The sequence below is a fragment of the Paenilisteria rustica genome, from assembly GCF_013820765.1.
In the GTDB taxonomy this organism is placed as follows: domain Bacteria; phylum Bacillota; class Bacilli; order Lactobacillales; family Listeriaceae; genus Listeria_A; species Listeria_A rustica.
In genome coordinates this window covers 12,306-24,978 of sequence record NZ_JABJVM010000014.1, presented here as the reverse complement: position 1 = coordinate 24,978, position 12,673 = coordinate 12,306, and the positions used below count along the sequence as shown (strand labels likewise).

Sequence of the window (12,673 nt, the reverse complement as noted above, 5' to 3'; positions counted from 1 at the left end):
CTGTACCATGATCCTTAGCAATGGATTTAGCTTTTTCAACGGCGTACACTAGGAGTTGATAGCTTTCTCATGGAATAATCAACACGTGGTTACCAGCTGCTGTCATTGTACTTTTACCTTCGGGGGTTCTCAGTGTGCGGGATGAGTCTATGGAGAGGTGGATAACTTTCTTGTTATGATCAAATTCTACTGTTCTAAGACTTGTTAATTATTGGTGAAGGAATATGACTTTTTAAATGAGTCATATTACGATTAATGTTATAGGCTTTTTTATTTTGCCTACATTTGTTATACTAAGTGTGGAAAATACTAACATGGGGGGCAAAATATGTGGATGTAAAATATAGAGACGGTGAATGGGATAAGTCCAAAGAAGCCTTGGGAACGCTCATTGGACTTGGTGTATGGGGAAAAGGTGTTATCGATCAGTTGAAGAAAGTCAACGCTAATTTTGAGGATATTCAACAAGATATTCGAAAAGATGATAGTGATGGCGTGATTTCGTTTTCTTTCACGGATATGGAAAATAAGTATCAGCAAATGTTTGAAAAAATAGAAGTACTTCATGATTATGCAGGGGAAGCGGGAAGTATGGTGGAGCGCGTCATTGATGAACCGTTTTATAAGGATATCGATGCGTTTGTGGAGAAGATGGAAGCTTTGTCGATTGATAATTATGAGACGAAGAACACGATTGGCGCGACGACGATTATAACAACAGGCGGATATGATTATGGCGGTTACGGTGCAACGACGACAACGGTGCCAAAAGACAAGATTAAGCTAAGCGACATTATGGCAGGCGATAACTTTTTCGCAGATAACTTGAAGGCATCGTTTGCGGAGTATAGTAAGCAAAATCCCGACCAAGAATTCACGTACGAGGAGTACCAATCGGCGGTATCGAGTTCGCGCGCGTTTGAGTATGATTCGATTCGAGATGGCCAGCAGAATCTCGAATTGTGGCGAGATATTGGAGCAGCGATTGTGATTATCGGCGTCAGCATTGTGTGTCCACCCGCAGGTTTGGCACTGGGCGTTGCGTATGGTACACTAGAATTGAGCAGCGCCGCGACCGGAAAAGACTGGATGACGGGACGCGAAATGGACGGGACCGAACGCGCGACACGCGGGGCGTTTGCGTTGTTGGATATCATTCCGGGCGTGAAGGGAATCCGAGCGTTTAGTACGGCGACGAAGGCTGGCGGATTGGCGTTGGATGCCACGCAGGTAGGGACTAAATTGACATTGCGCCAAACGGCAAAACAAGGCTTGTCTCATGTGGATGCGATGGGAAGACAGGCATTGCGTGAGAGTGCCGAGCGGGTTCGGAATGTGCCGCGGGTTATAAGTGATGTAGCGAGTTCAACTGCGAATGCCACAAAAAATCAAATTAGAAATGGTGCAAGTAAGCTAGGTAAGGTAGCAGATGTTGGAGAGACAACTGCTAAGAACTTTTTTCAACCGCGCGTTGTAGCATCTCCTTTTGGTACCACACAAGTTGTAATGGGGGGCGCAGAAAATACACATCGCTTTGAAAATATGGCAAAAGGTTTATTTGGTGGTAGCGATGAGGTTGTAGAGAGTATTGGCAAGCACACAGATGATATTAAAGTAGGCTCAGAGGACTTGTCTGCGCTCAGAGATAAGTGGAAAGTTCCAGAAACAGATACTATAGCTGCTGGTAAGACAGACGTGAAAGGCTTAGAAGATATGGTCTTTGAAGGTGGTTCCCCTAAAGTGAGGAAGCAAGCAGGATTACCGGATTTAGACGAAATCATGCCTGATCGAGCGATTAAAGCACCCTATGATTCATCTAATTCTAGATTGGTGCAGTTTACTAAACATGCCGAAGAGGGAGTTTTGAATGAGTTTGATATAGCTGTTCAAAAGTTAGGGGTAAAACCGGAAGAGGTAGAAGGTGTTTTAAAAATACATCAATCTAATCCTAATGGAGTATGTAATAAATGTACTAAAGGATTAATAAACACTTTCCCTGAAAATGAATCGGGAATCTTTTATCAATTTAGTGCTAAGTATCCTAACGTTACAGTTATAGTAACATCAGAAATAGATGAGACCATAAAGGCAAGGGATATATTAGAATTTACATTGAAAGACGGAAAAATGTTATAGAAAGGCGGATTGACATGGAGAAAATATGGGGAGAATTAGAGGATAATAGAAAAAAAGTGCTGTATTTAAGTTTGGCTGAAAAAATGTTTTCATTTATGGATACCACGACTTCTAATTATAATGAAGGAAGAATGGCGTTAGATGTATGCTGGAAGAGTCTAATTGATACAAAAATCACTGCTGATGATATTTATGTACTGATAGATAGTCCAGACTATAATGATATAGGTGAGTTTGCTGAACAAGCAGAGGATCCAAAAAACATTGAAATATGGTATACAGTTCTAGACGCAGTAGCTTATATGGCTTGGAAAATGTATGAAGAGAATGGTGTGAAATTTTTACCTCAAGCATTAGAGGAAATCAGTGAAGATAGAATCACAGATTTCATACAAAATATTGAGAAGTCAGGTTTAATGAAAAAAGAAGATATTGAAAAAGCAGTGGAAATAATAGTTGATGAGGATAGTGACTTATCACAGAAAAATATACAAAAGAAATTGGGTATTTGAGGTCTATTTATCTGAATTTATATGAATCAAGACAGCTTAAATTCTGTTACCAGTTACGTGAATGAACGCGCAAAGAATAGTTGGAATATAGGCTCTAAGTATTTTTATGGACATGAGATTAAATGAAGCGGGCTAACCTATTACTAAGGAGAAATTACGACAAAGTTACCTACAGTGATTTGAGAGAGTGAGGGTCAATGGATAATATTTTTTCAGACTTTAAGGTAGTGGAGTATGCTGGTAAAGAAGTTCTAAAAGAATATGAAAATGCTCTTCCGAAAGAAATAATGCATATATGGAGTGAACATGGATTTGGTAATTTTTTGAATGGCTATATAAGAGTTATCAATCCAAACGATTACAGACAAGTACTTGGAATGGTAACGCATTTTCGAACAAAATTTATAAGGTCTTAATTATATTAAAACAACAAAGTACTCATTTATCCATTTTATTAAGTGAAGAAAACCCACCGAATCAGTCGTGAATCGGTGGGTTTTCGCTGTCTTCTTGTAGGTCTTTTTTGAGGAATTTGAGTTCGGCGACGATCATGACGGTGATGATGATTAGCAAGTACCAGCTGGTGATTTTGCCGAAGCCGACGAGTTGCCAGGTGACTTCTTGGTCGGGGTAATACCAAGCGCCGAAGAAGCTGGCGATGTTTTCTGCGACCCAGATGAAGAAGGCGATGAGTAGGAAGGACAGAGATAGCGGCATCCTCAGGCGTTTGTCGCCGACTGTGAACGATACGACGGTGCGCAGGAATAGGATGAGGACGGCGATAATGAGTATGTAGCGCAGGTCCCAGATGTAATGGTGGGTGAAAAAGTTGAGATAAATTGCGGCGCAGAGCGTGATGACGTAGCTGCTTTTGGGCCAATTTTTGACGGTGAGGTCGAAGCGTTTCCATGCTTGGCAAATGTAGCTGGCGACGCTTGAGTACATGAAGCCGCTGTAAAGTGGGACGCCGAGAATTTTTGTGTAGGCGTCTTCGGGATAGGCCCACGAACCCATATGGATTTTGTAGATTTCGAGTACAAGTCCGATGACATGAAAAAGCATGATGACTTTGAGTTCATCCCATGTTTCAAGGCCGAATTTGATCAAAAGTAGTTGGGCGATGATGCAGATGATGAGCAGTAAATCGTATCTTGGAATGAAGGGAATGTCGATGTATTTGGAAAAGGCGAGCGAGAGAAAAATGATGGCTGGGAAGATGCAACAGAGTATTTGTATCCAGGTGAATTGCCAGAGTAGGGATAGGAAACGCATGTGGTACCTCCTGAGGGATGCTTATTTGTAGTTTCTATTTTGAAATGGGGTATCGCTTTGAAAAAGGTGTTTTTGCGTGCCGATGGTTTGCAAAAGTTGCCGAATGCGCAGATTGTCGTCGTGTAACATGGCCTCGATTTCAGATTTGCAGGACGGGATGCAGGCTGTGAGATAGTGGTCGGCGGTTTTGGTCGCGGCATAGGCATTTCCCTGATGGATGAGTTCGGCGAAAATCGCGGTCGTAATCTGAGGTGTGTCGGTCGGTGTGAGGAGGTAACGCTTGTAATCGCTAGCATCCAAAACTGCGTGAATGCCGCCGAGTGGACCTTTGTCTAGGAATGGTTCTTTGTCTGAAAAAACGGTGGTATCGGCGTCTGGAAACAAGGAATTGATGCTTGCGAACAGGCGCTGATTGGTGACGATGAATACATGATCGACAAGTGGGCGCATTTTTTCGGCGGTTTGCTCTACCCATGTTTGCGAGTCGGGTGTCTCTTTGTACAGCGCTTTATCTTCGCCGAAACGTCGGGAATTTCCACCAGCAAGAATGATTCCTGCGATTGTTTTAGTTTTTGACAAGGCGACCATCCTTTATTTTCAAAATTTCTCCTGTGAGCGATTCGGCTTCTTGGTGATAATGGGTCACGAAAATGACGGGAATGTCGAAATCGCGCGCCATTTGGCCAACTAGCTCGATGCAGATGTTGCGGGTGTCTTCGTCAAGACCGTTGAATGGTTCGTCTAAAAGAAGTAGGTTTGGATTGATAATCATTGCTCGCGCCATGGCTACGCGTTGTTTCTCACCGCCGGATAATTTTTGGACGGAGGAAAAAAGGAGATGGGAAATCTGCAAGTAATCGCTTATTTTGCGGACTTGTTGTTCGATTTCGGCGCGATTTTTCTTGTTGACGGTTAGACCGAAAGCGATATTTTGAAAGACGTTCATATTTGGAAAAAGGGCTAGGTTTTGGAATAGGTAGCCGACTTTGCGGGCGGCGGTTGGAACGGTGATATCGCTGTATGTATCGTCCCAAGCGGTGTTGTTAAATTCGATGATACCTTCGTCAATTTTTTTTAGGCCACTGATGCATTGGAAAAGGGTGGATTTGCCGGAGCCGCTCGCGCCCATAATCGCTGTGATTGGGGCGACGAAATCGTAGTTAATATCCAGGTCGTGAAAGGGTAGTTTCTTTTTGAATTTTAAGCGTAGTCCCATGGGTTACATTCCTCTCGTTAAGTTAGTTTGGCGGACGGTCAGGATGTGGATGACCATCAGCGCGAAAATACCAATGATGACGTTGATAAGGCCAAGATAAATGGCGGTGCGCATGTCGCCTTGTTGAACCATGAAATAAATGCTGGACGCGATGGTATCGGTTTTTCCTTCGATGTAACCGGCGACCATAAGACTAGCGCCGAATTCCCCCATTGCCCGGCAAAAACTCAGTAAAATCCCTGCTAAAATGGGTTGCCAGCAGTTTGGGAGAATGATTTTGACAAAGATAGTTCTGGCGTTTGCGGATAAGGTTTGCGCGGCCCAGACGAGGTCGTGATCGATGGAGAGGAACGCGCTTTTAAGGCCTTGGTACATGATTGGCAGGATGATAATCGTTGTGGCAATGATGGCACCGGCGAGCGTGAAGATGAAGCTATAGTTGAAGTTGTCCCATAAAAAAGCGCCGACGAGATCATTTTTTCCGAACAGATTAAGTAGAATGAGACCAACAACGGTTGGCGGTAAAACGAGTGGGAGCAGGATGATGATCTCGATGAGGAGTTGGAATCTGGACTTGCGGTTCGCGAAGTAGTAGCTGAGTGGGAGCATGGTGAGGAACGCGAGAATGGTAGACGCAAATGCGACTAAGAGTGAGTGCAGGACTGGTGTTAGCATGGAAAACCTCCGAATATTATATGTATTTCGTTCTGATTATGAATACAAAAGGACAAAGAATAACCATCTATTAGCTTTAGGCGAGATAATAGATGGTCGTAAAAAGCCTATTTAATTAACTTGAGCTACCATCTTTATTGGCTCTCTTTTCGTATTTATTATAGCACTATTTGAAAATGCCGTCAAAGAAGATTTCGTCGGTTAAAAATATAAAATATAGGGATTCTCCCGATGCGCGAAAATGGGAGAAGTTGTACTATCGGGTTAGATAGGAATTTTACTGTTTTTCTTTGTGAATATAATAACAAAAATGAGGTGGTACATAGTGAGGAAAAAAGGTTTGCGGTTCTTTAAACGGACGGAGAAATTTAATGGAAACTGGACGGTGATGGAGGAGAAAAGTCGTGCTTGGGAGAAGATGTATCGGGATCGCTGGAGTCATGATAAAGTGGTTCGCACGACGCATGGTGTCAATTGTACGGGTTCATGTAGTTGGCAGGTTTTCGTGAAAAACGGGATTATTACGTGGGAAAATCAGGCGACGGATTACCCAAGTTGTGGGCCGGATATGCCGGAATTTGAACCTCGTGGCTGTCCGCGTGGTGCGAGTTTTTCGTGGTATGAGTATAGTCCTCTGCGTGTGAAATATCCGTATGTGCGCGGGAAATTGTGGCGTCTATGGCAAAATGCGTTGAAGCAGTATGGTGATCCGATTAAGGCTTGGGCGAGTATCGTGGAAGATCCTGAGAAGGCGGAGAGCTATAAGAGTGCGCGTGGTAAGGGTGGACAAATTCGGGTGTCGTGGCAGGAAGCGTATTATATGGTCGCGGCGATGCTGATCTATACGATTAAGAAATATGGACCGGATCGCTTGGCAGGCTTTACCCCGATTCCAGCGATGTCGATGATTAGTTATGCGGCTGGGTCGCGGTTTTTGACGCTGCTCGGTGGTGAAATGCTGAGTTTTTATGATTGGTATGCGGATTTACCGCCGGCTTCTCCGCAAATTTGGGGTGAGCAGACGGACGTGCCGGAGTCGAGTGACTGGTATAATGCGGGTTACATTATGATGTGGGGCTCGAACGTGCCGCTGACTCGGACGCCGGATGCGCATTTTATGACGGAGGTTCGTTATAAGGGGACAAAAGTTGTAGCGGTTGCGCCGGATTATGCGGAGAACGTGAAGTTTGCGGATAACTGGTTGGCGCCGAATCCTGGGACGGATGCTGCACTTGCGCAAGCGATGACGCATGTTATTTTGAAGGAGTTTTATGTGGAGCGCGCGGAATCGCAGTTTATTGATTACGCGAAACAGTTTACGGATTTGCCGTTTTTGCTGTTGCTTGACGAGACGGATAAGGGCTTGACGCCGGGCCGTTTCTTGCGTGAGGATGATTTGCATGCGGGGCTTGAAAAGTTAGCGCACGCGGATTGGAAAACGTGTTTGATTGATGAGACGACGGGCGAGATTGTGGTTCCAAATGGGACGATGGGTCAGCGTTGGGAAGAGGGCGTGAAGTGGAATCTGTCGCTTGAACGCGAGGATGGTTCTGTGATTGCGCCTGCGATGACGGTTGGCTTGGATCGGATTGATACGGTTGCGTTTCCTTATTTTGATAATACGGGAAATGGAATTTTTGAACGGGAATTGCCAGTTCGGGAAATTACACTTGCTGATGGTTCGAAGCGCTTAGTGGCAACGGTCTATGATGTGATGTTGAGCCAGTATGGTGTGGCGCGGCATGACGGGGATACGTTGGCTGCTCGTGGTTTGGATGATGCAGAGAGTCTGTATACGCCGGCTTGGCAAGAACCGATTACGGGTGTGAAGGCGGATATCGTGACGCAGATCGCGCGTGAGTTTGCGCAGAACGCGATTGATACTGGTGGTCGTTCGATGATTATTATGGGCGCTGGGATTAATCACTGGTTTAATAGTGACACGATTTACCGCTCGATTTTGAACTTGGTAATTTTGACGGCATCACAAGGTGTGAACGGCGGAGGCTGGGCGCATTACGTTGGTCAGGAAAAATGTCGTCCGATTGAGGGCTGGCAAACGGTTGCTTTTGCGAAGGATTGGCAGGGCGCGGTGAGACAGCAGAATGCGACGAGTTTCTGGTATTTTGCAACGGATCAGTGGCGCTATGAGGAAATGGACACGGATGCTTTGAAATCTCCACTGGCGCAAAAAACGAGCTATAAACACCCGGCGGATTACAATGTGTTGGCGGCGCGACTTGGTTGGTTGCCTTCGTATCCGCAGTTTAACAAGAATAGTTTGCTGTTCGCGGCGGAAAATAAGGACAAATCGGATGCGGAAATCGTGTCGGGTATTGTCGATGATTTGAAGTCGGAGAAATTGCAGTTTGCGGTGGAAGATCCGGATAATCCTGTGAATTTCCCGCGTGGTCTTTTTGTATGGCGCTCGAACCTGGTTTCTTCTAGTGGAAAAGGGCAGGAGTACTTTATGAAGCATTTGTTTGGGACGACGAATAATTTGTTGTCGACGCCAAATGATGAGTTTAAGCCGGAGGAAATGGTGTGGCGTGACGAGGAAACGGAAGGGAAATTGGATTTGATGGTGACGCTTGATTTCCGGATGACGGCGACGCCAATTTATTCGGATGTGGTGCTTCCTGCTGCGACGTGGTATGAGAAAACGGATATTTCAAGTACGGATATGCATCCTTTTGTGCATCCGTTTAACCCAGCGATAAGTCCGCTTTGGGAGTCGAAATCGGATTGGAATATTTTCAAGGATTTGAGTCAGACGTTTTCTGAGATGGCGAAGGATCACTTGCACGAGGTGCAGCGCGACGTGATTATGTTGCCGCTGAATCATGATACGCAAATGGAGATTTCGCAGCCTTATGGTGAGATTAAGGACTGGAAAAAAGGCGAGGTTGAGGCGATTCCAGGCAAGACGATGCCGCAATTCCAATTTGTTGAGCGGGATTATACGCAGATTTATGATAAGTTTGTGACGCTTGGTCCGAACGTTGGAACAGGCAAGGTCGGCGCGCATGGGACGCAGTTCTCGGTGAGTGGCGAGTATGAAGAAATGAAGAGTATCAACGGGATTTATGAGGATGATACGATTAAGAACGGGATGCCGATTATGGAGTCGGAACGACAAGCGGCGAACGCGATTCTGCATATTTCTAGTGCGACGAACGGGAAGGTTGCGGTTCGAGCTTGGGAAGTGGCGGAGGACGCGACGGGAATGGAGCTTAGTCATTTAGCGAAGCCTCGTGAGGCGGAGCGGATTACGTTCCAGAGCATTACGGCGCAACCGCGTGAAGTGATTCCGACGCCTGTGTTTACGGGCTCGAATACGGACGGCAAGCGTTATTCGCCATTTACGACGAATATTGAGCATTTAGTTCCGTTCAGGACGCTTACTGGACGCCAGCATTTTTACATTGATCATGAGATGTTTTTACAATACGGGGAAGCTTTGCCGGTGTATAAGCCGACATTGCCGCCGCAAGTTTTTGCACCTCGTGATAAGGAAATTGTGGAGACGCCGGATACGATTGTGTTGCGCTATTTGACGCCGCATGGTAAGTGGAATATTCACAGTATGTACCAAGATAATCAGCATATGTTGACGCTTTTCCGCGGTGGTCCGAACGTGTGGATTAACCATGAAGATGCGGAAGCTGGCAAAATTAAAGATAATGACTGGCTCGAAGTTTATAACCGAAATGGCGTAGTAACGGCTCGTGCGGTCGTTAGTCACAGAATGCCAAAAGGAACGATGTACATGTATCACGCGCAAGACCGTCACATCAACGTTCCCGGGACTTCGATTACAGGAACACGCGGTGGTAGTCACAATGCGCCGACGAAAATCCACGTGAAACCAACGCAAATGGTTGGTGGATATGCACAACTTAGCTACGGTTTTAACTATTATGGACCAATTGGAAATCAGCGGGATCTCTATGTTGCTGTCCGGAAACTGAACGAGGTGAATTGGCTTGAAGATTAAAGCGCAAGTAGGAATGGTAATGAATTTAGACAAATGCATCGGCTGCCATACGTGTAGTGTGACGTGTAAAAATACGTGGACAAACCGCCCTGGTGCTGAGTATATCTGGTTTAACAATGTCGAAACGAAGCCTGGTATTGGCTATCCAAAGCAATGGGAAGACCAAGAACGCTACAAAGGTGGCTGGAAACTGAAAAAAGGGAAATTGGAACTAGCGGCTGGTTCGAAGTGGAACAAAGTCATGCTTGGGAAAATTTTCTACAATCCGGATATGCCAGAATTGAAGGATTATTATGAGCCGTGGACGTACAATTACGATACGCTTTTCACGCCGAAAGAGAAGAAAAATCAACCGGTGGCGCGTCCGAAATCCGTGATTACAGGTAAAAACATGGAAATCGAATGGGGACCAAACTGGGAAGATGATTTGGCGGGAGCACCAACAACGATGCCACTTGATCCGAACATGAAAAACATCGAAACGGAGATAAAAACGAATTTTGAGACAGCGTTTATGATGTATTTGCCTCGTTTGTGTGAACATTGCTTGAATCCTTCCTGCGTGGCGTCGTGTCCAAGTGGTGCGATGTATAAACGCGATGAGGACGGGATTGTGCTTGTCGATCAAGAAGCGTGTCGCGGATGGCGTTATTGCATGACTGGTTGCCCGTACAAAAAAGTGTACTTCAACTGGAAAACGAATAAGGCGGAGAAATGTACGTTCTGTTTCCCACGTATCGAGGCAGGTTTGCCAACGGTTTGCTCGGAAACGTGTACAGGTCGGATTCGCTATCTTGGCGTAATGCTTTATGATGCGGACGGCGTGAAAGAAGCGGCTTCTGTGGAGGACGAAAAAGAGTTGTATGAAAAGCAATTAGAGCTATTTTTAGACCCACATGACCCGGCCGTGATTGAGCAGGCGCGTAAAGATGGTATTAAAGAAGATTGGATTAAGGCAGCGCAGAATTCACCAGTTTACAAAATGGCGAAGGAATACAAGATTGCGTTCCCATTGCATCCAGAATACCGCACAATGCCAATGGTTTGGTACGTGCCACCACTTTCGCCAATCATGAACTATTTTGAAGGAAAAGATTCGATTAATAATCCGGATATGATTTTCCCAGCGATTGATGAAATGCGGATTCCTGTTGATTATTTGGCAAGTTTGCTGACGGCGGGAAATACGGATGTTATAAAAACGTCGCTACAAAAAATGGCGATGATGCGGACGTATATGCGCGCGGTGAGTTCTGGTAAAGATTTCGATACGACAAAATTGGAACGAATCGGGATGACGGAGCGGGAAGTGAAGAAGATGTATCGTCTGCTTGCGATTGCGAAATATGAGGATCGTTTTGTGATTCCGGCGAGTCATAAAGAGGATTACATTGATACGTATAGAGCGCAAGGTTCATCTGGTTTTTCTGAGGATGTTTGTGGCGGTTGTAGTTTGGCGGATCAGATTAATAAGCCAGATGTGACGAATACGCCGATGCCGATGGGAAATAGTACCCAGCAGCCTTCGAAATCAACGCAGGACATGTATGAAGAAAGTTTTTATGGGGGGATTTGGCGTGATTAATTATGCCTTGCTAGACGAGAAACGTGCTGTTTTTGGCGCTATTTCGGCAGTGCTATCGTATCCTGAAAAACGCTTTATGAATGATCGGTTTTTGCTTGAAGAAACATTTACGAATCCTAAAACGCTGGAATTAATCACGGCGTTTTGGGAGGAGATTTCTGCGCTGACGTTCGGTGAAATTACGGAAACTTATGTGGACACGTTTGATTTTAATAAAAAGACGACGCTTTACATGACGTTTTATAAGTTTGAAGATGCGCGGGAACGTGGGCAGATGCTGGCAAAGTTGAAAGTTTTGTATGAGATGTTCGGTTTGTTGCCGGATGATGCGGAGTTGACGGATTATTTGCCGCTGATGCTTGAGTTTATTGATGCGGGTGACTGGTACATGGACGAGCGTTCGGGGGATAGCATCGAGCTTTTGATTGGTGTGATTGAAGATGGCTCGTATCACTTGCTTCAGGCGCTTGAAGAGGCTGGGAATCCATATCGTTTTGTGATTGAGGCGATGCGGAATGAGTTGCGCGTTTGCGTGAAACAGGGAGAGGAGAAGCAGCATGTGGAATAATTTTTTATGGGTTGTTTTGCCCTATCTTGTTTTGGCGAGCTTTGTGTTTGGCCATATTTTCCGCTATCGGTATGACCATTTTACGGTGACCTCGAAGTCTTCGGAAATGATTGAGAAGAAGCAGTTGATGGTTGGGAGTATTTTGTTTCATATCGGGATTATTTTCGTAGTTGGCGGGCATTTCATCGGCCTAGTCATTCCGAAAACTTGGACGACTTCGATTGGAATTAGCGAGCATATGTATCATATTGTAGCCGTTGGAATTGGTAGCGTGTTCGGGATTATGGCGTTTGCAGGGATGTTTTTACTGACGTTCCGACGCCTGTCAAATGATCGCGTGCGGATGACGAGTTCGATTATGGATATTATCGTAAATTTGGCGCTGCTGGTCACGCTGTTTCTAGGAATGGCAAGTACGCTGTTTGCAAACCCAGCGAATCCAGGTTTTGATTACCGCGAAACAATTTCGATTTGGTTCAGACAGCTGTTCATATTCCAACCAGACGCGAGCTTGATGGCGACTGTACCGGTATTTTTCCAACTGCATATCATATGCGCCTTCATCATTTTCGCGCTGTTCCCGTACACACGACTGGTGCATGCATGGAGCGTGCCGCTGACGTATTTGAAGAGGAGTTATATTATTTATCGACGTTAAAAGGGTGGAAGGTCGTTGGATATAAATCCAACGACACCAGACAAGACACCTTAT

The 12,673-nt window shown here is 45.3% G+C and carries 11 protein-coding genes; 7 read left to right on the top strand and 4 right to left on the bottom strand.

Annotation, left to right across the window (positions count from 1 at the left end; all coding sequences use genetic code 11):
- Positions 1–330: 330 nt before the first annotated feature.
- The 3 genes from HPK16_RS16855 (at position 331) to HPK16_RS12325 (ending at position 3,064) form a co-directional block, all read left to right on the top strand.
- Complete coding sequence (locus tag HPK16_RS16855) at positions 331–2,136, top strand: hypothetical protein (protein ID WP_343064816.1); 1,806 nt, start codon at positions 331–333, stop codon at positions 2,134–2,136.
- Between the two features lie 14 nt (positions 2,137–2,150).
- On the top strand, positions 2,151–2,648 hold the full coding sequence (locus HPK16_RS12330; RefSeq protein ID WP_181677248.1) for an Imm6 family immunity protein: 498 nt from the start codon (positions 2,151–2,153) through the stop codon (positions 2,646–2,648).
- 197 nt (positions 2,649–2,845) lie between these two features.
- Positions 2,846–3,064, top strand: a complete 219-nt coding sequence (locus HPK16_RS12325; protein ID WP_181677247.1) for a GAD-like domain-containing protein — start codon at positions 2,846–2,848, stop codon at positions 3,062–3,064.
- Between the two features lie 61 nt (positions 3,065–3,125).
- Here HPK16_RS12325 and HPK16_RS12320 read toward each other — a convergent pair whose 3' ends face one another.
- The 4 genes from HPK16_RS12320 to HPK16_RS12305 are packed head-to-tail and all read right to left on the bottom strand — an operon-like array spanning position 3,126 to position 5,811.
- Positions 3,126–3,920 (bottom strand): DUF817 domain-containing protein, encoded by a 795-nt coding sequence (locus tag HPK16_RS12320; RefSeq protein WP_181677246.1) that lies wholly within the window; start codon positions 3,918–3,920, stop codon positions 3,126–3,128.
- 21 nt (positions 3,921–3,941) lie between these two features.
- Positions 3,942–4,499, bottom strand: a complete 558-nt coding sequence (locus HPK16_RS12315) for a molybdenum cofactor guanylyltransferase (RefSeq protein ID WP_181677245.1) — start codon at positions 4,497–4,499, stop codon at positions 3,942–3,944.
- Positions 4,486–5,136: an ATP-binding cassette domain-containing protein gene (locus HPK16_RS12310; protein WP_181677244.1), complete on the bottom strand. Its 651-nt coding sequence runs from the start codon at positions 5,134–5,136 to the stop codon at positions 4,486–4,488. The genes HPK16_RS12315 and HPK16_RS12310 overlap by 14 nt, the downstream gene beginning before the upstream one ends.
- A gap of 3 nt (positions 5,137–5,139) precedes the next feature.
- The gene (locus HPK16_RS12305) at positions 5,140–5,811 is read right to left on the bottom strand and encodes a molybdate ABC transporter permease subunit (RefSeq protein ID WP_181677243.1); all 672 of its coding nucleotides are present in this window, start codon (positions 5,809–5,811) and stop codon (positions 5,140–5,142) included.
- Between the two features lie 322 nt (positions 5,812–6,133).
- Between HPK16_RS12305 and HPK16_RS12300 the strand changes: the two genes are divergently transcribed.
- Genes HPK16_RS12300 through narI form a run of 4 tightly spaced genes read left to right on the top strand, consistent with a single transcriptional unit; the run spans position 6,134 to position 12,619 of the window.
- Positions 6,134–9,808, top strand: a complete 3,675-nt coding sequence (locus tag HPK16_RS12300) for a nitrate reductase subunit alpha (RefSeq protein ID WP_425487936.1) — start codon at positions 6,134–6,136, stop codon at positions 9,806–9,808.
- Positions 9,798–11,393: a nitrate reductase subunit beta gene (gene narH, locus HPK16_RS12295; protein WP_181677241.1), complete on the top strand. Its 1,596-nt coding sequence runs from the start codon at positions 9,798–9,800 to the stop codon at positions 11,391–11,393. Before HPK16_RS12300 ends, narH begins: the two co-directional genes overlap by 11 nt.
- Entirely contained in the window at positions 11,356–11,961 is a 606-nt protein-coding gene (gene narJ, locus HPK16_RS12290; RefSeq protein ID WP_246369412.1) for a nitrate reductase molybdenum cofactor assembly chaperone, read from the top strand. Before narH ends, narJ begins: the two co-directional genes overlap by 38 nt.
- A complete protein-coding gene (gene narI / locus HPK16_RS12285) occupies positions 11,951–12,619 on the top strand; it encodes a respiratory nitrate reductase subunit gamma (RefSeq protein ID WP_181677240.1) in 669 nt (222 codons plus the stop codon). Before narJ ends, narI begins: the two co-directional genes overlap by 11 nt.
- Positions 12,620–12,673 lie beyond the last annotated feature (54 nt).